Origin of the sequence: Virgibacillus byunsanensis (genome assembly GCF_042675965.1) — a bacterium.
GTDB classification, from domain to species: Bacteria; Bacillota; Bacilli; order Bacillales; family Amphibacillaceae; genus Virgibacillus_R; species Virgibacillus_R byunsanensis.
In genome coordinates this window covers 1-19,555 of the sequence record NZ_JBHTKJ010000044.1, presented here as the reverse complement: position 1 = coordinate 19,555, position 19,555 = coordinate 1, and the positions used below count along the sequence as shown (strand labels likewise).

General features: G+C 35.4%; 25 protein-coding genes, 3 pseudogenes and 1 riboswitch. Of the genes and pseudogenes, 10 read left to right on the top strand and 18 right to left on the bottom strand.

What is annotated here, in order from left to right; translation table 11 throughout:
* Positions 1 to 362 precede the first annotated feature (362 nt).
* Complete coding sequence (locus ACFQ3N_RS15065; protein ID WP_390363363.1) at positions 363 to 905, bottom strand: GrpB family protein; 543 nt, start codon at positions 903 to 905, stop codon at positions 363 to 365.
* Positions 906 to 1,050: 145 nt separating this feature from the next.
* Positions 1,051 to 1,418, bottom strand: a pseudogene (locus tag ACFQ3N_RS15060) (hotdog domain-containing protein).
* A 214-nt stretch (positions 1,419 to 1,632) separates the two neighbouring features.
* On the opposite strand from ACFQ3N_RS15060, the gene ACFQ3N_RS15055 reads away from it, so the two are divergent.
* Positions 1,633 to 2,193 carry a hypothetical protein gene (locus tag ACFQ3N_RS15055; RefSeq protein ID WP_390363362.1) on the top strand — a complete coding sequence of 187 codons (561 nt, stop codon included), beginning with the start codon at positions 1,633 to 1,635 and terminating at the stop codon, positions 2,191 to 2,193.
* 21 nt (positions 2,194 to 2,214) lie between these two features.
* On the top strand, positions 2,215 to 2,787 hold the full coding sequence (locus ACFQ3N_RS15050) for a DUF4352 domain-containing protein (protein ID WP_390363361.1): 573 nt from the start codon (positions 2,215 to 2,217) through the stop codon (positions 2,785 to 2,787).
* A gap of 40 nt (positions 2,788 to 2,827) precedes the next feature.
* On the opposite strand, the gene ACFQ3N_RS15045 is transcribed toward ACFQ3N_RS15050, so the two are convergent.
* Together ACFQ3N_RS15045 and ACFQ3N_RS15040 are read right to left on the bottom strand one after the other, a co-directional pair.
* The gene (locus ACFQ3N_RS15045; RefSeq protein WP_390363360.1) at positions 2,828 to 3,847 is read right to left on the bottom strand and encodes a DUF3231 family protein; all 1,020 of its coding nucleotides are present in this window, start codon (positions 3,845 to 3,847) and stop codon (positions 2,828 to 2,830) included.
* Positions 3,848 to 4,820: 973 nt separating this feature from the next.
* A complete protein-coding gene (locus ACFQ3N_RS15040) occupies positions 4,821 to 5,219 on the bottom strand; it encodes a hypothetical protein (protein WP_390363359.1) in 399 nt (132 codons plus the stop codon).
* 157 nt (positions 5,220 to 5,376) lie between these two features.
* Here ACFQ3N_RS15040 and ACFQ3N_RS15035 point away from each other — a divergent pair, with 157 nt between their 5' ends.
* On the top strand, positions 5,377 to 6,162 hold the full coding sequence (locus tag ACFQ3N_RS15035) for a SurA N-terminal domain-containing protein (RefSeq protein WP_390363358.1): 786 nt from the start codon (positions 5,377 to 5,379) through the stop codon (positions 6,160 to 6,162).
* A gap of 73 nt (positions 6,163 to 6,235) precedes the next feature.
* Here the strand turns inward: ACFQ3N_RS15035 and ACFQ3N_RS15030 are convergent, their stop codons facing one another.
* Positions 6,236 to 6,376 carry a YpzI family protein gene (locus ACFQ3N_RS15030; RefSeq protein ID WP_390363357.1) on the bottom strand — a complete coding sequence of 47 codons (141 nt, stop codon included), beginning with the start codon at positions 6,374 to 6,376 and terminating at the stop codon, positions 6,236 to 6,238.
* Positions 6,377 to 6,480: 104 nt separating this feature from the next.
* Between ACFQ3N_RS15030 and ACFQ3N_RS15025 the strand changes: the two genes are divergently transcribed.
* The 5 genes from ACFQ3N_RS15025 to ACFQ3N_RS15005 all read left to right on the top strand — a co-directional run bounded on the left by ACFQ3N_RS15025 (position 6,481) and on the right by ACFQ3N_RS15005 (position 9,855).
* Entirely contained in the window at positions 6,481 to 6,777 is a 297-nt protein-coding gene (locus ACFQ3N_RS15025; protein WP_390363356.1) for a DUF3231 family protein, read from the top strand.
* A complete protein-coding gene (locus ACFQ3N_RS15020; RefSeq protein WP_390363355.1) occupies positions 6,737 to 6,910 on the top strand; it encodes a DUF3231 family protein in 174 nt (57 codons plus the stop codon). The genes ACFQ3N_RS15025 and ACFQ3N_RS15020 overlap by 41 nt, the downstream gene beginning before the upstream one ends.
* A 158-nt stretch (positions 6,911 to 7,068) precedes the next feature.
* A riboswitch (SAM riboswitch) is annotated at positions 7,069 to 7,175 on the top strand.
* 119 nt (positions 7,176 to 7,294) lie between these two features.
* Positions 7,295 to 7,840, top strand: coding sequence for an NADPH-dependent FMN reductase (ssuE, locus tag ACFQ3N_RS15015; RefSeq protein WP_390363354.1), 546 nt, complete (start codon positions 7,295 to 7,297; stop codon positions 7,838 to 7,840).
* A 27-nt stretch (positions 7,841 to 7,867) separates the two neighbouring features.
* Positions 7,868 to 9,253 carry an LLM class flavin-dependent oxidoreductase gene (locus tag ACFQ3N_RS15010; RefSeq protein WP_390363353.1) on the top strand — a complete coding sequence of 462 codons (1,386 nt, stop codon included), beginning with the start codon at positions 7,868 to 7,870 and terminating at the stop codon, positions 9,251 to 9,253.
* Between the two features lie 464 nt (positions 9,254 to 9,717).
* Positions 9,718 to 9,855 (top strand): hypothetical protein, encoded by a 138-nt coding sequence (locus ACFQ3N_RS15005; protein ID WP_390363352.1) that lies wholly within the window; start codon positions 9,718 to 9,720, stop codon positions 9,853 to 9,855.
* Between the two features lie 365 nt (positions 9,856 to 10,220).
* Here ACFQ3N_RS15005 and ACFQ3N_RS15000 read toward each other — a convergent pair whose 3' ends face one another.
* Entirely contained in the window at positions 10,221 to 10,409 is a 189-nt protein-coding gene (locus ACFQ3N_RS15000) for a hypothetical protein (protein ID WP_390363351.1), read from the bottom strand.
* 210 nt (positions 10,410 to 10,619) lie between these two features.
* Here ACFQ3N_RS15000 and ACFQ3N_RS14995 point away from each other — a divergent pair, with 210 nt between their 5' ends.
* The gene (locus ACFQ3N_RS14995) at positions 10,620 to 11,366 is read left to right on the top strand and encodes an SDR family NAD(P)-dependent oxidoreductase (protein WP_390363350.1); all 747 of its coding nucleotides are present in this window, start codon (positions 10,620 to 10,622) and stop codon (positions 11,364 to 11,366) included.
* Positions 11,367 to 11,424: 58 nt separating this feature from the next.
* Here the strand turns inward: ACFQ3N_RS14995 and ACFQ3N_RS14990 are convergent, their stop codons facing one another.
* Positions 11,425 to 11,787, bottom strand: a complete 363-nt coding sequence (locus ACFQ3N_RS14990) for a hypothetical protein (protein ID WP_390363349.1) — start codon at positions 11,785 to 11,787, stop codon at positions 11,425 to 11,427.
* Between the two features lie 61 nt (positions 11,788 to 11,848).
* Positions 11,849 to 12,076 carry a hypothetical protein gene (locus ACFQ3N_RS14985; RefSeq protein WP_390363348.1) on the bottom strand — a complete coding sequence of 76 codons (228 nt, stop codon included), beginning with the start codon at positions 12,074 to 12,076 and terminating at the stop codon, positions 11,849 to 11,851.
* Between the two features lie 115 nt (positions 12,077 to 12,191).
* On the opposite strand from ACFQ3N_RS14985, the gene ACFQ3N_RS14980 reads away from it, so the two are divergent.
* The gene (locus tag ACFQ3N_RS14980; protein ID WP_390363347.1) at positions 12,192 to 13,547 is read left to right on the top strand and encodes an IS1182 family transposase; all 1,356 of its coding nucleotides are present in this window, start codon (positions 12,192 to 12,194) and stop codon (positions 13,545 to 13,547) included.
* Positions 13,548 to 14,346: 799 nt separating this feature from the next.
* Here ACFQ3N_RS14980 and ACFQ3N_RS14975 read toward each other — a convergent pair.
* From ACFQ3N_RS14975 to ACFQ3N_RS14930, 10 genes and pseudogenes are all read right to left on the bottom strand, one after another.
* Entirely contained in the window at positions 14,347 to 14,580 is a 234-nt protein-coding gene (locus ACFQ3N_RS14975; RefSeq protein WP_390363346.1) for a hypothetical protein, read from the bottom strand.
* Between the two features lie 197 nt (positions 14,581 to 14,777).
* Positions 14,778 to 14,930 carry a YczI family protein gene (locus ACFQ3N_RS14970; protein ID WP_390363364.1) on the bottom strand — a complete coding sequence of 51 codons (153 nt, stop codon included), beginning with the start codon at positions 14,928 to 14,930 and terminating at the stop codon, positions 14,778 to 14,780.
* Positions 14,931 to 15,014: 84 nt separating this feature from the next.
* A complete protein-coding gene (locus tag ACFQ3N_RS14965) occupies positions 15,015 to 15,302 on the bottom strand; it encodes a hypothetical protein (protein ID WP_390363345.1) in 288 nt (95 codons plus the stop codon).
* Positions 15,303 to 15,754: 452 nt separating this feature from the next.
* Positions 15,755 to 17,140 carry a TrkH family potassium uptake protein gene (locus tag ACFQ3N_RS14960; protein WP_390363344.1) on the bottom strand — a complete coding sequence of 462 codons (1,386 nt, stop codon included), beginning with the start codon at positions 17,138 to 17,140 and terminating at the stop codon, positions 15,755 to 15,757.
* A gap of 194 nt (positions 17,141 to 17,334) precedes the next feature.
* Entirely contained in the window at positions 17,335 to 18,012 is a 678-nt protein-coding gene (locus ACFQ3N_RS14955) for a hypothetical protein (RefSeq protein ID WP_390363343.1), read from the bottom strand.
* A 33-nt stretch (positions 18,013 to 18,045) separates the two neighbouring features.
* Positions 18,046 to 18,318: pseudogene (locus tag ACFQ3N_RS14950) on the bottom strand (DUF4362 domain-containing protein); the annotation flags it as partial.
* 12 nt (positions 18,319 to 18,330) lie between these two features.
* The gene (locus tag ACFQ3N_RS14945; protein ID WP_390363342.1) at positions 18,331 to 18,453 is read right to left on the bottom strand and encodes a hypothetical protein; all 123 of its coding nucleotides are present in this window, start codon (positions 18,451 to 18,453) and stop codon (positions 18,331 to 18,333) included.
* A 39-nt stretch (positions 18,454 to 18,492) separates the two neighbouring features.
* Positions 18,493 to 18,687 carry a DNA polymerase III subunit beta family protein gene (locus ACFQ3N_RS14940; RefSeq protein ID WP_390363341.1) on the bottom strand — a complete coding sequence of 65 codons (195 nt, stop codon included), beginning with the start codon at positions 18,685 to 18,687 and terminating at the stop codon, positions 18,493 to 18,495.
* Between the two features lie 66 nt (positions 18,688 to 18,753).
* Positions 18,754 to 18,945, bottom strand: a complete 192-nt coding sequence (locus tag ACFQ3N_RS14935) for a BshB3 potential contributor to bacillithiol synthesis (protein WP_390363340.1) — start codon at positions 18,943 to 18,945, stop codon at positions 18,754 to 18,756.
* Positions 18,946 to 18,963: 18 nt separating this feature from the next.
* Positions 18,964 to 19,488: pseudogene (locus ACFQ3N_RS14930) on the bottom strand (AAA family ATPase); the annotation flags it as partial.
* Between the last annotated feature and the right edge of the window lie 67 nt (positions 19,489 to 19,555).

Genomic DNA, 19,555 nt, shown 5'->3' with positions numbered 1-19,555 from the left:
TTGTCAAGCAGGATTCGCACCTGCTAAATTACACGACCTATGCTCGGTCGCTCCGGAAGCCTTAGTTTCACTTATGCAGATAAGAAAGATTTATACTTTCTTATCTGCTGAAAAATACCGCGGTCTTTTTCTTACACCAAAAGGAAGTAGAAGGTATTGAACATCTTATTGGAAAGGAGACTGCATATTGTATAGCCAGCCTCGTCCAATTTTTTGAAGAAAGCCCTAATAAGGAATAAAAAAAATAAACATTATTTTTTTGGGGATATAAATATCCTCCCTTCTTCAATTAAGGGTGCTTTAGCACAAAACGTGATTGCTCTTGTTAAACAATCGCCCCCTTTCCTTCAATAAACTTTAGATTATTGACTAGTATTTACAGAATTTTTTCTAATTTTGTTATACCAGTTCAATGCTTTTACTTCTAATTCTTTAGCAAGACGGTCCTTACCAGTTATATACGATTCAATATCGCAGGGAAATTGTTGTGCCAATTTTTCTTTCCACTCACCATAACTATTCATTACATCTTGATGTTTTCGTAAGTAATCTCGAAAAGCCAAATGTCGCTTTATTTCATAACTTCTAACCTGATAAATATGAACGTGATGGGAGCGAACATCTCCACCTTTTTGAAAATATCTTCGTTTTGGTATTCCGTTCTCACCTTTAGGTTCATATCCAATGTTTTTCATATCTTGATTGTATTTGTCAACGTGTTCAATGTCCTTAACAATAGGCATAATATCTATTATTGGTTTGGCTTTTAACCCTGGAACTGATGTACTACCGATATGATGAATATCTATAATTTCATTTCCATAGATGAGTTTAATTTTTTTAACTTCTTCTGCAAACATTAACGGCCACTTTTCGTTATATGAACAAACTTCGACCTTTCTCAAAGTATCATACCCCTTTCTTAAACTCTTCTGTGTCTGTAGTGGACCAAAGAGTGCAGTTCCCTATTCAAGGAAAGTACCCAGTTTCGTTTTATAATCTCAATTCCATAATCATTCCACTATTTCCTATACACTGGAAATTAAAGGATTACACCAAAAAATCACCTTTTAAAACTATTTTTTCATGCTGGTTTTTGCATAAGAAGGTGCTCTTATAAATGTTCTATTCTTTTCTTGCTTTTCGTATTTTTCAATGATAACTTCACAAATGATTGTATCTCCAGTAAATACAGGTCTTAAAAACTCAAAATTCATATTACGAGCCAGTACATCATAGTCTCCTCCTATTTTTGTAGGAAGCGTCGCCGTTAATAACCCTTGTACGACAAGCTTCCCCAGTTCATCTGGAGTTTTATGATGGTTTCCTTCATCACCTGAAATCTCCGTGAATAATTCAACATCCCTTTTCGTAAAAGACCGTTCAAATATTATGATATCTCCTACTTTTAAAGGCAATTTAACCCCTCCTCCGTCTTTTCATATGATCCCCTTTTATAATTTCGCAATGTTATATTTATTTTAGCAAAAGATTGAATATAAAAAGACATAAGGTTTACCAATCTTTTAATTTTATAACGAAACCTGTACCGTTGCATATCTCTGAATAAAATAAATAATTTTTCGAGCATTACTAATAATAGTTATAACGACAACCAGGAGGGACAACATCATGAATAAATGGATAAAACTGCTGGGCGTTTCTTTCTTTTCACTTGGGTTGCTTGTGTCTTGTGAGAGTGCTGAGGATCAGAATCCAGAGGAGGTTGAACTAACAGACGATGATATCCAGGATCAACAAGTAGAGCCTGAAGTACCTGCTGAAATGGCAGAGAAATCCGAGTCGTTCGTGGATTATTTGTATAATATCGATAGTGAAGAAAAGATTGATGCAGCTAAAAACTTTATCGAAGAACATGTAATGTCTGATGCCCAAGAATTATTTTTATGGGCCACATCCATGAAATCAGAATCAGAAGACCAACTTTCTGACATAGAAGCCGTCAATATGACTGAAATCTCAGAGGAAGGTCAAACAATGCCTGTAGTTAAAGTTGAGGTAACCGATGCTAATGATGAGCAGGATACCATTTACGTTTTATTTAATGAAGATGAGAAAATTATTTTCTCTATACGGAAAGGTGAAGCAGAGAAAGAATCCGGTGAAGATGAACAGTTTATGGACCAAAATGATCTGAAAGAATTGATCGAAACTATTGAAGGTGAATTTTAGACAAGATTGGAGAAGATTAAATTGACTATTTTTTTAAAAATATTAGGAATATCTCTACTGGCAGTTGGTTTCTTAATCGGGTGTTCACCTGAGGAAACCGGTGAGCAGGATGATACAGAACAGGAAGTAGAAAACACAGAAGATGTACAGGATGATCAAGAAAATGACGAGGAAAACAATCAAGAAAAGGAACAGCAAGGTAATAATGTTGCTCAGGCTGGTGAGCCATTAGACATTAACGGTGTAAAAGTCACGGTATCGGAGGCTCAATTATTTGAAGGTGAAATTAATCAATTTGAGCCCTTAGAAGAGGATCATGCTGTTTTTTTTGACGTCACTATTGATAATACAACGGACGAGCAGGTATTCATTAGCGATATGGACTTTAAGTTGTATGGGGTGGATGAATTTGAACTAGGAAGGGCTTTACCATCCGATGAAATGGCTCTTTCTGCAGAAGTCAATGCTGGTAAGAAAGCAAGAGGTAAACTTTTCTTTGATGTTCCTCAGCAAGATGGCAATTGGGAAATACATTATGAAGACATAGCTTCATTCGGTGGAGATCCGGCCATTTGGGAAATGTCTGCTAAATAATTAGAGCTACAAAGAAAAAAGCAGTCACATGCAGCAACCGCTACATGTGACTGCTCTTTTTCTTTGTCAATTCATCTCTGTCAGGAGCATGTGGTGGTTTCTCCATCCATTGATTCTCGATCATGATATTAGCCCCGTCCTCAGCGTATTGCCCAACTTCTGTCATAACACGTAAATAAAGCCCAGAGATATCCCGACGATGCGTGAATGATATGGCCATTCCATAGTCACCTATCCCTGCACAGCTGAGAAAACCTATATGATACATCATCAGTCTATCTGAAAACGGAGGTGAATTCGATGTCGTGACAGTATGATCCCATGTCATTGGAGTCGGCAGGTCTTCCCCATGTAAGATTTTAGTGAAATGTTCCAGATGTTTTTGTGCAATCTTTCTTCCTCTTTCCATGTGTTTACGTACTTGTTGGGATTTAACCACTTGTTCAAATCCTAGCGTAAGCGCCTCAACTAATGTAGTCGTTTTTATATTCGCATATATATGCAATATTTCCTGACCAGTTACCGGTCTTTGTTCGCCAAACAAACCTGCGAGAAATTGTTGCTTTTGTATGTATTCTATATCCCTTTCATAACTAATATTTGGTGGACGTACTATTAAGCCCTTTGTTGTTAATAACTCTATTGATTCATTAAGCAGATCAGTGGAGGTTGATATACATTTGGTAAAGAACTCCCGTATTTCCTTCTTGACTAAATTCGGAAGGATCGATCCGTAATATGGTAGAGCACCTGTGGACATCATTTTCGTATAATATAAGAAAAATGTATCTTCATACAGCCGTGGCGCTTTTAAATTGACGTCGTCATCAGTGAATCCAATGGGAATAGGTATATCTTCTCGGTTAAATATCCTCTCAACAAATTCCACATGTCCTTTAGCAATACTTAGTGCATGGTCCAAAACGACATGAATTTCTTCATCTTCTACTACTTCTAAAAAATAATTTAAAACACAAATAGACATCGTGTCATTCATATAATTTTGCCATAAGCTCGTTAGCTCAACAGATGTTAAACGAATATTGCCTTCTGTTTCCATTTTTTAAAACCTGCCTTTTAGTGGGATAGGAATAGTTTTTCACCTTCATTCAATTCTATGTATTAAATAGAAATTTACTAGAAAATTAAATTATTTGTAGCATTAAGGGCTCAAAAATGCATTCGCCATCAAGAAACATATCAATTAGTAGCCTCAATCGTATAGTGGTTTAGGCTTTTCAAGTAATTCTATCCCCATTGTGTGATTCTTATGGAACGCACTTAAACCTACAACCTTTTATACATAACTTTCTATCTTTACTACCTAAATTAAAACGCATGGATTATATTAAAATCCATGCGTTTATGTGTGTAACGATGCAAGAAATATGGCTATTCGGTAGTTTTGGAAATAGAATCTTGATCGGAGTCAGTGCAACAAGTCCCCACACGGACAAAAGACTAAAGCTACCGGCAATAAATGTATGAAAAGGAGTACAGTTATTTTATTTAAATAATGTCCATTATTGAAACTTCCGAATATGTAGCCGAAGTTAAAAGCAAAACCACAATGACGACCATCCAATGGAAGATGAGCGTTACACCTGGGATTTTCGTTATGATGGCCTTTATTACTACAGTACTCTATCCCTACACAAAGGATGATCACATGAAACATCCGTTCCTAAATTAAAAAAAGAATATTAGAAAACTTGGCTTATCACCAAGCCTTAATGGTGAAAGCCTTAGTTGCACTTATGTAGATAAGAAAGTTTTATACTTTCCTATATACTAAAAAAGAAAAGCGCAAGCGCCTTGTAAGACACGACAAGCATAAGCAGGTCGTAGTTTGGATCCTTTACCAAAGTCGAACTGCTTATGTCTCGAGTATCTAGGTGCTTGCGCTGGACGTGGCCGTTTTTTGTAGATAAGTATACATAACTTTCAAATTATATACTCCCTCTTTACTAAAAATGAAAAGAAGGTGCCCTGGTAATAGATTGATTCCCCATTTGACACCTTTTTAGCTGGCTTTAGGTATTGTCTCTTTCCTTTAAAATGTCATTAATGATTTCAGTATGGAACGCTGACCATGCTTTTTCTTTGAAATGGAAAATGACACTAATGGTTAGAAGGACAAGATATATCAAAATAAAAATACTTCCAAGCATGATACCGTTTTTAAATAACACATCCTGCATCTTATTTGAAAATAAAAACAAAAGCCACGGAATAGATGTGACATAGATCAGGATAATACCTACTCCGTTCTTCTCTTTTATCATTCGGTAATGAACTAGTTGGAGCGTATCACTATCAAGTGTTTCATAGAAGCCTTTGATATCGGCTGTTTCCTCTAATTTTTTATTAGGCCCCTTTTGCTCTCGTAATGTTACATAAAGTTTATGTGCATCTCCTCGAAAAGAAAACATACGATCCCCCTAATACTTGCAATATCCGTTTATAGTGTTTACTTCATCATTAGATCCATACATTTGTGGCAGAAATGTGTAACCGGTGGAAAATGGATGTACAACCAATCATGATATGTTACAATAGCCACTAGTTAAATTTGAAAGGAGACTAACCTTGAGTAAAAAATGGCTTTTAAGTTTATCCCTCACCTTACTTGTATTCGTATTAGCTGCATGCGGAGATGAGGATGAATCTGCTGAAGATAACAATGATGATTCCAAAACGCAGGAGGAAGAACCTGCTGGAGATAGTGAGGCAGCACCAGAAATGCCTAAGCCTGATTTAGAAGGAGTACCTGAAGTTGTTGCGGAAGTAAATGGTGAAGAAATACCGAAAGAAGAATTTGAATCAACTTACCAAATGCAATTTCAACAAGCTGCCATGCAATCACAAATGACTGGACAAGAGGTTAACCAGGAAGAATTAAAAGGACGGATTGTAGACAGCATGATTGGACAGAGACTTCTTATTCAGGAAGCAGAAAATAGTGATTTGAAAGCTTCCCAAGAAGAAATAGACCAAACATTAAGCGAATTAGCACAACAAAATCAGATTGAATCAACAGATGCGTTCATCACCGCTTTGGAAGAACAAGGTATGTCTGAAAAAGAAGTTATGTCCCAGATCGAAACGCAAGTAAAAATAGATCAGCTTATTGCTAATGAGGCTGGAGACATTGAGCCATCTGAAGAAGAGCTACAAGAACTTTACGATCAGTACGCTCAACAGCAAGAACAAATGAATAAGCAAAGTGAAGATGGCGAGAAAAAAGAAGTACCATCTTTTAAAGAAATGAAACCAGACCTAGTAGCACAAGTTGAAAGACAAAAAGAATCCGAAGCTGCTCAAGCGCTTATTAAAAAACTGCGTGAAGATGCAGATGTAACCAAACATTTATAATAAAATAAAGCTAAAAAAAGGTTGCGTTCAACATGAACGCAGCCTTTTTATATATACTTATTGGGTTTCCTTTTTACTTTTGACCATCATTCAACTTTCTGGCTTCTTCCGGGCTGGACATTTTTGCTGATCCTTTATAGCGAAGACCTACATCGCGGTCTGATTCCACACGTCCACTTTCTCTTAACTTCTTTTCTTGACGATCTTTTCCCATTTTAACCACCTCCTTATTTAACATGAGTCTTTTAGTAAGATTTATACACCTTTAAAGAGAGTTCCATTCCATAGCTTAATCCCTTCGCTAATAGTTAATCATGATTGATAGGGAAATCATTACTTATTGGGTTCAGTCAAGTAAGTCAACATAAGCAATTAATTGATTACTTTCTAAGTGGCGTTAAACTATCTGATTCAATCATGGCTCAGATCAGTGATAAACTAACTGAAGGATTCATCCCTACCCCGGTGTCATGGGATCATGGCGTTTTAGACTCAACTAGAAAAACCTTTTCAGAGAAATTAATGCTGGCATTAATTACTGGAATAGCAACATCAGCCATTGGAAATTACGGAGTTGCAATGGGGTTTTCTCCCAAGAAGAGATATAGCTGCTAAGTATGCAGAGTTTATTAAGGATACTGGCCAATTTTCAGAAGACGGTGCCAATATACTTATTAAGAATGGCTGGATGGAAAAGCCTCCACAAGCTGATGACAAGTTAAAACTGGCTAAAAAGAAGCATCCATAATGTGCTCTCTATAATCAGTTTTGACCAAGCCAAATAGTGTAAACACTTTTTCAAAAGCAATTACTTAAAATTCTTTTATTTTTTAGGAAATTGGTAAACTTTTAAAAATAGGTTGACTTTTCTAATTATTAGGATTATCATAAGTATCAAATTTAATATTCTTATCAAGAGAAGCTGAGGGATCTGGCCCGTTGAAGCTTCAGCAACCTCTGACGTGTTCAGAAAGGTGCTAACTCCAGCAAGACATTTTCTTGGGAGATAAGAGCGGATATTTATTAGAGTTACCCTCTTTTCTCGTTTTCGAGAATAGGGGGTTTTTTATTTTATGTGAAAAGGGTTTTTAAAAGTTGGCCGTATCCAATTAGATTAGAAAGGGTGATCATGATGAGTGAAATAGTTATATTATCCGGAAGTCCTTCCAAAAGTTCTAGATCAGACTTAGTCTTAAAATATCTTGGCTCCATTCTAAAAAATGAGGATTTTACAGTAACACATGTATCCATTAGAAATATTCCTAAAGACGCATTATTTTATGGTGAGTTTGAAGACCCTGCCGTTAAGGACATCGCTTCCCTTATTCATGAAGCTAAAGGGGTAATTGTTGGTTCACCAGTTTATAAAGCTGCTTATTCTGGAGTGTTAAAAGCATTACTGGATATACTCCCTCCTGATGTTTTGCAGGGTACACCAGTGCTACCTTTAATGACAGGTGGAAGCCAATCTCATTTACTGGCGATCGAGTACACGCTTAAACCTTTATTAGCTACACTAAAAGGTCAAAACCTCAAAGGGGTCTATTTACTTGATGATCAAATAGATAAAACCCAACTGAATAACCCCATTATTCACCTTGAAACTCTGGAACGGCTAAGAAAACAACTTGATTACTTTATCGAGACCGTAAATAGACAGAAGGATCGTGTTTTATAACGTACTTCTTGGAGAGGGGATACTATTATGACAAGGAAAAGAATTTATTTAAATGCTTTTGATATGAACTGTTCTGGACATCAATCACCAGGATTATGGACACATCCAGAAGATCAATCCCACCGCTATAAGGATAGCGACTATTGGATAGAGCTTGCACAAATCTTAGAAAAAGGCCAATTTGACGCTGTATTTCTTGCAGATGTATTAGGAACATACGATGTTTACCAAGGATCTCGAGATGCAGCTATCCGTCAAGGTGCACAATCTCCTGTTAACGATCCATTACTTGTTGTTCCATTAATGTCAGCAGTAACCAAGCATTTGGGGTTTGGGGTTACTGCTTCTGTAACCCATGAACATCCATACACGTTTGCTCGCCGTATTTCTACCTTAGACCATTTGACAAACGGCCGTATTGGCTGGAATATCGTAACTTCTTATCTAAAAAGTGCTGCTGTTAATGTGGGATTAGAAAACCAAATTAAACATGATGAACGCTATGACATTGCCGGGGAGTATTTAGAAGTTTGCTATAAGTTATGGGAGGGCAGCTGGGAAGATGATGCTGTTCAACTAGATAAACAGAATGGTATTTATACAGATCCTAGTAAAGTCCATGATATTAATCACGAAGGAAAATATTATAAAGTACCTGGCGCCCATTTAAGTGAGCCTTCTCCACAAAGAACTCCAGTACTTTATCAAGCAGGAGCTTCTAAAAAAGGGCGTGCTTTTGCTGGTAAGAATGCCGAATGTATATTTATCGGGGCACCAACCATAAATGCTGCGAAACAATCGGTTACAAAATTACGTGCAGAGGCGAAAGAAACAGGAAGATCTCCAGAGGAAGTCAAAATCCTTACCATGATCACGCCAGTAGTCGGTAAAACGGAACAAGAAGCGATTGAAAAATATAATGAATTGAAAAAACACATTAGCTATGAAGGAGCATTAGCATTGTTTGGTGGTTGGACCGGAGTTGATTTATCCAGTTACGCCCCATACGAAAAACTTCGTTATGTAGAAAACGATGCCATCCAGTCCACGTTAGAAAACTTCACAAAAATTGACCCGGATATAGAATGGACAGTGGATAAGATTAAAGAGTCTGTCGGAATTGGTGGCATGGGTACAAAAATGGTCGGTAGTCCTAAACAAATCGCCGACGAGATGGAACGTTGGGTAGATGAAGCTGGGGTTGATGGCTTTAACATAGCCTACGCAATTACCCCCGGTACATTTAAAGATTTTGCTGAATTAGTTGTTCCTATTTTACAAGAAAGAGGTCTGGTTAGAAGAGAATATGATGGGGAAACATTACGAGATAATTTGTTTGGAGAAGGTAGTCAATTACCCGATCATCATGCCGGTAAAAGCTATTCATTTAAAAGGAAAACAGTCGCAACTTGATTAGTTACAACTTTAAGTAGGTAGAAACGGGACCGTACTTCTTTTACGATCCCGTCTACATTACTTTAAGTTTCGAAACCTCCAATGAAAATTATGATTGCGGTAATACATATAACAATCAAAATTTCCTCAAACAAAATCAACCACCCATTTTAAATCTGATATAGCCGTACAATGCCTTATTCAAGAAAGGCTGCTCCATGTATAATAAATAAATTTTACCTTTTGACCGTTCATTTCAAATTCTTCATCACTGGACTCTATATGCTCAAATTCGTTTATTTCTAAAATTCTCTGAGACGCTATATTATTAGTTGTAGTTGTGGCAGGGATTTTTATCGTCATAAATATCACTACCCTTCACTCTAAATAGATGAATTTTTCACAAACTTCGAGCTATCTGACCCTCGTATACAGAAGAACTTCATCGAATGTTCTAAGTGAAAGGGTAAGGTGATATATACATGAATAAACGAACAACGAAGCTAACCTATGACGAAATCGATAAACTGCTTGAATCCATTGATAAGGACCGGTTTAAAGATATTAAATGGAAATATGTAACCGAAGAGGAAATGGAATATCTATTAAATATCAATTAACGACTACATTAAGCCAACTAATCATATTAAATCCCTCTCTGTATTTTTTGTTTCTTCATTCTTATTCAACAACCCTGCGTATGGAGCTAACCCTAGTGACCATCCAAAATATTTTAATAAACTATTCATAATTTCCCGCTTAACGAAGAATTATTTGTTTAACACTATCCTGCATCGATAATGGAACAAGGAGGGCATTTCCTTATTCAGAATAGTACCCTACAGTTGAAGAAGGATTAAGTTAAAATATGATTTAAGTAATCTCTATGTCCCCATATAAGGTCAACTTCATTTACAGAGGAAATCCAAAAAAACGAAATGTTAACCCTTCTTCATCTCCTCCACCAGTTGGTTTGTAAACCCAATTATCTGGTATATCTGATACATTTATCTTGTAAAGTTATTAAAGCACCAGCCATATTCGTTACAATTGCTGCGATTCCAATAGAAATCCAAGTCAACTGATCAAACCAAAGTGCTGTGAACATACCAATTAAATAGGCCGTGACTATTCCTGCAACTACGAAACATCCTACTCTTAAACTTCTTTTCATAATCAAAATCTCCTCTTTTTTAAGATACTTTAATCGTAAATAAAAGAAAATTGTTTAGTAGTTATGGATATCATTTATTAAAGATGATAAGTATCATTTTAATTAAATGTATATATTAACTAAAGTGAATGAAAGTTAATCTTTAAAAGTCATTTACATGTTAAAATGCCATATAAGCAGTGTTTGTATAATGAATGAAGGAGTGAGTATATGCCGGACTTAAAAAATCATGTAATTCTTGTTACTGGGGCTAATCGGGGACAGGGAAAAGCTATTGCTCAACACCTTGCTGCATTAGGGGCTAAGGTAGGGGTAGGTGCTCGGAACTATAATGATGCAATAGAAGTGGCTAAGACGATTGGAGAAGATCACGCCATTCCAGTTCAGTTAGATGTTACAAGACAATTAGAATGGAAATCTGCAGTCGATGTGATCATAAATAAATTTCAAAAGATAGATGTGTTAGTCAATAATGCTGGAGTTCTAAAACGTAAACCATTCACGGAGACAACATTGGATGATTACGAACAATTAATTCATGTTAACCAACTTAGCGTATTTATGGGGATGCAAGCAGTTATTCCACAAATGGAAAAGCAGCAAAAAGGTTCCATTATAAACAATGTATCGATTAGTGCATTTGCACCAATAAGCAAATCCTCTGCATATGCGGCAACAAAGGCATCTGTGGTTGCAATGTCCAAAGCTGCAGCTATTGAATTAGGTTCAAAAGGAATTCGAGTGAATATGGTTCATCCTGGTGGAATCGAAACTGAAATGGCAACTCAAGGAAAAGATGTACCTGCTTATTACGAGTCAGTACCACTAGGACGTATTGGACAGCCGATTGAAATTGCTCGGGCTGTAGCATTTCTTTCTTCTGATGAAAGTTCTTATTGCACGGGAACAGAAATAGTAGTTGATGGTGGAATGACGTTGGGTACTGTAGATGAGTAAGTCAAGGAGATAGTACACTGAATACTAAATTGATAGGATTCCCTTTCCCTTTAAGTAACTAAAAGGGAGCATTAATATTTTTTGTATGCACACTTCTCTTCTTTTCTCTCATAAATAGATAACTAATCAAATAAGCAAAGCTGGTGATTCCAAATAAGGCAAAAATCCCAGGTGTCAAAAGGAAATACAGACTTAAAGGCAAGGACCATAAAAATGTGATTAACATGAAGAACTTTTTAGATGTTAAAGCAGCAACGGTTGCTAAGGCTGCAGGAAGAAAAAGCATAAAAAATGTGCTTGCCAGCGGTTCGTATTCTAATATACTGCTATAAGGATTATAGAAATTCATAATAATCCATAGAACCATACTTGAGATTCCTGCTGTTACCCCAGTAAATATTGCCGTTTTTTTAATTTTCATCACCCCTCATTTTTAAGTAACCTACGTTGTTATTCGCTACTAAAGATAAGCATCCGTTAGCTTAATTATATGTCCAAGTCCAATCCGACCAATGTTTTCCTATTACATTATTTTTAATCAATTCATGATGAGTATATTCTGCATAAAGAGATAAGTCTCCTTGACTTTTCAAAATGTAAATGCCAGAGATACCCGAAAAATAAAACATATTACCATTCTTCTTTTTCCTCACTTCGAATTCAAATGGCTCATTCCCAGAACTTTTTTCTTCCATCGGAGTGAATTTCATAATTCCTAGCCCTTGTGCCCCAATGGGTTCGAAACATAAAAAAGGAAGTACCTCCCCAAATCTTGTATAATGGTAGTTGACATACAACCAAAAAAAGACTGGAGGAGTACTCCCTATGACCATTATACGACAACCTAGCTTATTTAGCATTCAAGAACTATATGAGATGGAACCTACCCATCGTTATGAAGCAATCATTTCGGCCATTGATTTGGATGAAATTTATCATGAAGTAGCCAAAAAGTCACGACTAGGCGCACCAGAAGAACTAAATTACGCTGCAATGATTATTTCCATTTTTATTCGTTACGTGGAACGTATCCCAACAATAAAAGACCTGATTAAGCGCCTAAATGAAGATATTGCCTTTAAGCTGAATTGCGGATTTCTTGTTTCTGACAACACACCTTCAGAAGCTTCCTATTCTCGGCTCTTAACGAAATTATGTGAAACTGAAATTTTAGAAAAAGTGCAGGAAAAGGTTGTGCTTCAAGCAATTGCTGAAGGCTTTATAATTGATGACACCATCGCCATTGATGCAACCCACTTTGAAGCACGTGATCAGGCACCACCAAAGGAAGAAAAGCCAAAAATAGAACCTAAAAAGCGTGGACGCAAATCCAAGGATGAGCGAGATCAATGGCTTATCGAACAAGCGAAATTTGAAGCCAACCTTCCCATTTTCGAAAAGAAAATTGAAGCTCAACTGGATGTGCCTTTAGCCAAACTACGTGCTGAAGTTCCTCAAGACCCAAAGTGGGGTGTGAAAAAGAACAGCGAAGGAAAGAATCTCGCATGGTTTGGCTACAAAGGTCACTTAGCTGTTGGCACATCAAGTCAATACATTTTACAGTCTCTCTTCTCATCAGGCAGTCTAAATGATGGAAAGGCAGCTATCCCCTTATTAAAGGGCGTGGATGAACAAATATCCTTATCTTCATTGAACTACCAAACTATGGACGCTGGTTATGACTATGACCCTATTTACGAGCAAGTTCATCAAATGGGAAACCAATCTGTCATTGCTTACAATAAGAAAAATGAAGGGGAGCCTATTGGTTTTGATAAGCATTTTGCACCGACCTGTTTCAGGGAGCATTCTTACCGTTATGATAGTTTCGATGCCAAATACGAAACGTTAAAATATACAAGCCCAAAAGAGTGCAATGACTGTCCTCTAGCTAACGAGGGCATTTGTCAAAAGGTTTATAAAGTAAAAATAACATCAGACCTTCGAAGATATACAGCACCTGCTCGTGGTTCAAAGGCATGGAAAAACATTTTCAAACGTCGCTCCGCCGTTGAACGTGTCAACGGATATCTCAAGGAATTTTTCCAACTCAACAACGTTCGTTATCGAACTGGAAAACGCGCAAAAGTTCACTTTGACATCGTAACGCTTATTTATAATGCTTCAAAATTGGCTGCAGATCGTATTAATGCACTGTTAAACCAGCAACAAGCTGCTTAAAGGAATTTTTTAAAACTACAATTTTAAAATTCTGCAGGTCTTTGTATTTTTAAAAAGAGCAATTATGAAATTGATTCATCGATATAAACATCAAAACAAAAAGAGAAGTTAAAGCAATTGCTTTCCTAATTAGGTTCACCCCCGTTAATTCCACTATTCAACTTATTTAAATCAATAACTCACCTTTATAGATCGTAGCTCCACTTCTATAATTAAAGTCTATTTAGTTTTTTAATAGATTTAAATACCTACATTAGGAATTTTATAATAGCAAAAGTAATAATTAATTGCGACGCATTATTTCTAACATTAAATGTGTTCGCAAAAGCTAACAAAATAAATAATACAATAGCAAGGGAAAAATATTTGTTAGACATTGTAAAATACTAAAAAGTTATAATCCTTATTAAACAAAAGGTGTACAATCTAACTGAATAAAAGATTATAAACGATCAACAAGAGAATTAATCCAAATACTACAAATCCCCCAAGTGTAGGGCTTCCATAAAATGTTCTGTTGAAATTATCGTCGGTTTCAATTGCGCTTTCTTTATCTTTTTTCGAATTGTTTCTAAAAGAAAAATAACCAATTATTATCCAAATAGCAGCAACAAATAAAAGTACAAGAACCTTAATATTAACTCCCCCTTAACAAAATATAGTCGGAAAATCAGCTGATTGCAAAAGTTTCTTACTATTTAATACGTATGTTACCAGCATAAGTTTCTTAATCTTTTCTAAATGTTTATCCAGTAAGTTGGTCCAAACGAATAGGATCGCCATTATTGACGATCCTATTCTAAAAAGTTGATGATGCATTTAATTCTTCACTTTCGATTACAATAGCAGTCAATCCTTTGTCAGACTTCGTTTCGTACCATTCATCTTTTTCCCAAAAGTTTGCATCCCCAGACTGAACTTTAACGTATTCTTTATTTTCGCTACGGACGTACCCTTCTCCATTTAAAATTAGCAGAAGTTGCGACACTACTGCTTGATGATAGCCTACAATACCATTATTACCTAGGTGCATACATCCTATGTTAGCTGCCTTGTCCGTTTGAATAGAGTCATTATGAAATTTGAAATAAAATTAGAGATTTTCTGGCCACTATCCTTATCAAATTTATAAATCTCCATTGTGCACCTCCTGAAACTAGAATAAGAGATCTGGTATTGCTATCCGTTTTTTCATATTACCCTCTACCGCCCTTAAGATCTCGTACTCAATTAATTCAAGAAAAAAGCTTGCAGCGAAACAAAGAAAGCAAATAAACTAACAGCTATACTCATATACCCATAGCTTTTTCTTCCTTTTTGGAATTCATCAATTCCTATTACTAACATAAAAAGTCCTAATAAAAAGGGATTGAATAAAGTCATCTCAAAGTTTTTCGTTAGTAACATATAAGTAGATAAAACAATTTTTGATATTATTATCAAATAATCTTCCCTTTTAAAATGCGGTTATTTTTCTGAGCTTTTTTCTTTTATATTACTGGATAAGTATTTTGTGAATTGGATACCTATTATGATGAAAATAAAAACTACTACAATGGTAAACCCAAGAGAATGTTTAGTTGCCCTAACCCACAGTGGAGTGCTCAAAATACCATCTTTCCACGCACTTTCTCCACTAAATTCCATTCCTTCTGCACGGTATAATATAGCCCAGGATTGATAAACTTTAGAAACTACTAAACCAATAACAAAACCGAAAAATCCTCCCCAAAGTATGTTATTTTCACTTTTCATTGAGTGTTCCCCTCTTTTTCTCCAGACCTCGCTTTACAAGTCTCTTAATAATCCGTTAGATCGGACTCGTATATTAATAGAAGGAGTTCCGAGAAATTGGCTGATGATCAGTAACCAAGAAAAGAAAGGAGCTATTGCTAACATAATAGTTGCTCCCCAAACGATATTCTTCCATTTTTGATTTACCGATAACTTAGCTAGTAAGCTACTACCAAAGCAATGGTCAAATATTAACATCGTTATATTTCTTGCACCTTACATACTACCAAATTAGGTAGAAATCAAAGAAAGGGAATAAATTACTCCTATCAACTCTCCAGTTACTAGTCCTAGTTTCCAAATAATGAAGATGCCAAAAAAGGTATGGCAACCATTAATCCTAAATAATCTTTTAAGTGGTCCCCCATAGTTAACCCTCTAACTATGGGGGAACACTTTTTTATCATATTCTTTTATCCGATAATTACTTTTTCCTTAGGATAATGGTATTTATCTGTTGTTGCCTTACCTCTGATAAGGAATAAAAATGAAAATATACCAATCCTACCTACAAACATCAGAAAAATAATCACACATTTCCCAGCTGTACTTAATTCAGGTGTAATACCCATGGACAGCCCAGTAGTTCCAAAAGCAGAAGAAACCTCAAAAACAACTGGTAAAAGTGGAAATGGTTCAATATAATGCAATACTATTATCGAGATGATGCATACCATCCCAGCAGTTGTGATGACAATAAAAGATCGAATAACATCTTCGTCTACAAGCTCTCTACCAAACACTTTAATACTTGTCCTACCTTTGGCGTAATTATAAATGGCTAATAGCATTATGGCGAAAGTGGTTGTCCTAATGCCACCTCCAACACTACTTGGAGAAGCACCAATAAACATCAACACACACATCATGACTAATGTGGGTGATGTAAATTCACTTATATCCATTGTTGCCAGACCGCCATTTCGAGTTGTAACTGACTGAAACAAACTATAAAACATCTTTTCATGCCACGCTTTATCCGCAAAAAAAGCTGCATTATGTTCCAATATTAATATTAAGATCCACCCAACTAAAATGAGTGCAAAAAATGTTAGGGTTGTAAGTTTTGTAAACAAAGAAAAGCTGTGTTTTGGATTACCTTCCCGATAATCTCCTCTTAAATAATCCTGAAGTTCAATTAACACAGGAAAACCAATAGCACCCAATGTTAATAAGATAATATTTATAAATTGCACAAAATAATCATTCGCGAAAAGCACTAATGAAGAACCTGTTATATCAAAACCAGCATTTGTCGTAGCACTGACAGCCGCAAAAAAACCTTGTAGTAAAGCTTCTTGCCATGTGTCAAAATAAGATAAGAAATATGTACTTAATATAATTGTACCGCATAACTCAATTAATAAGATTATCTTAAGGATTTTTAGCAATAATTGAACTAAACCGCCTAAAGTGGCTCTATTTTGATCAATCTGAATAAGCTGCCTGCCTCGCAAACCGATTTTTTTGCCAAGAATTATCCAGATAAACGTACCTAGTGTCATAATTCCAATTCCACCAAATTGCAATACTACTGAAAGTGCAATACTTCCTGCAGCATTAAACGTATCCGCTGTAGAAACCACCGTTAATCCAGTAACACTAATTGCGCTCACAGAAGTAAACAAAATATCAATGAAGGATAAATCGACCCCTTCATTATGAAAGAAAGGGATACTCAGTAAAACCATCGAAAATATTACAGCTATGATATAGAACAATACGATTAATCTGATGGTTGATAAATAACTTACTTTAAATAATTTAGAGAATATATTCACCTTATAGTCTCCTTGCATGTCGGAATTATATTGTAGTCTACTTTATAAGATAATATACTTTATAGTATAGGAATGTAAACACGTAATTCCAATATTCTAATACAGACTACAAAATAATTACAAGAAGAATTTTGCTGCTGATCAGTAAACGCAATGGACACATAACTATTTAGAATAAAAACGTCGGTTCTTGGCCACTTTTTAATTTTCCTTTAATTACATAATTTTACATATATTTCATCATTTTCTCTTTTGAAAACGCCAATATACTCTTCTCCAGTATTATTGTCCCTTATATAATCCTCCCAAGCTATCCCATATGAACGTGAACTCGTTTCGCTTGTTCTTATTTTCTCCGACTCAGTCGTTTGTGATTGCCAATAAAAATTTAGTTCATCATGAGAATCATATAATAACCAGTCTTTGTCTTTAATGGAAATATCGTTTTCCATTAACATATACGTTTTAAACATGATGTCTGTACTATCCTCGTCATACTTTTTTATCTTTTCTTGAATTACTGCATCATTTGAAAAGATTTTTACATACTCAATAGTTTCAAATCTATCCATTTGATTATAAATTTCTTTTGAATAAAGGACATCATTTAATTCTGTCGATGGAACAAATTGAATAAGCATAAAACCAACTAGCGAGAATAATAGAGTTAAATGCTTTAAAGATCTGTTATATTTGGAGAACTTAATCACGAGTATGAACGCAATTATAATTCCTAAAGGAATACGAACAAAGCCAATTTCCAAAGATAACAGAAATGTTGAAAATAAAATAAGAATCTTTCCCCAAAAAAAGTTTTCCTTCTCTTTTTCTTTTGTTAATAGAACAACAGTAAGTAGTAACAATATTGCTATTAAAATTATGTAATGCAACTTTCCCCCTCCAAACACCCTTGAGCTTAATAATTACCTTGGAATCACTAGAAGATTTGACCAAATGGAACCCACTGGATGAGAACTGCACTCCGATAAGGAATAGAACATTCTATCGTCTATATTTTCGTCCTCAATTGAATCACACGTAATTGTGTTCACTGTACCTTGACCGAACTCTTCTCTTGAAGTATCCATTGTGGCAGTGAATTTCTCTCCGTTATGTTCAACATCCTGAAGTATCGGATCTCCTTCTTCTGTGTAACTAACAATCCTTATTTTATCTTCTTTACCGTCCTTTACATTTTTTAAAAATTGCTAAAATATACCGGCATTAGTTAAGTTTTCATTTGACTCAACAACAATATCACTATCTAATGGATTAAATCCACACCCCGCCAAAAAAATAGTTAAAATTACTGAAAAGGTTAGCTTATACATTTGGTCCTCTCCTAATCCCACAAGTCTGCTTTTTACAGCTTAATAAGGTTTAAATTTAAGTTCCCTTGATACCAATCTATGAGAGTCCGTTGCTACACACTTAAGTGAATTTTTATGAAATGAAAAATTCAACCCTGTCAGTACAAGTCTTGTTTCCGTTTTTGAAACCACGAAAACAGTTTGCTTAACTAATTCTATTAATTTATCACTTGGAATTTCAAGTCTATTACTCAAATTGGTTTCAGGAAGATTTGGATACTCTGTGGCATTGAAGCTTCAATTAATTGCTTCTCGATCCTTTCAAAACATAATCCAAGCTATAATTCCGCCTATAATAATCACCGGAATAAACAACATATAAATTAAAGAAAGATTAGCCATACTTTTTTTACCACTATAGGCAGTATCTTCTGAATTCATAGCTATCAGGGTCCAGATTAACCCAATAACACAAATAATTAATGCTATTAAAATTAAAAGAAGATAATTCACGTTAACCCTCCTTCTGTGTTAGTCATCTAATATCTCTAGCAAAAACTTTTCTCTAATTTGTAAAAAATATTTTGTTATTTGATAATGGTCCGTATTCTCATAATCTATCTCTGTAATTTGATCATGATCAAAACTATAGATTGCAGCGTTGGGATAACCTAAAAGAATTGGAGAATGTGTAGCGATAACAAATTGACTATCCCCTAATAAGGCTGAATCATGTAAGATTTTTAGAAACGAAAGTTGTCTTAGTGCTGCCTCTGGTTCATCCAGCAAATAATGGATTTTCCATTGAACCGATTTAAAAAGAGCGAAAAAAAGACTCTTCATATGATTGTTGTTACAAAGAGCGTTTACCATAGGCATCATCGGTACCTACTTCATCAATATGCGATACAAATTATAAAAATACTCTGCTCGAAGAAAAACCGTTCGTAACTTTAGGCAACCAGGAAAGCCTTATATAATCGTCAAGTGCTGATTCATAAGCATGTAAATCATATTGGTTTTTCCGCCACCTGCAGTATTAAATTCACATTTATCATCATCAGACAGAAGACTCCCTCTTCAAGCGCGGGAAGGGCTTTAGCTCAACGATAAGGGGGAGATG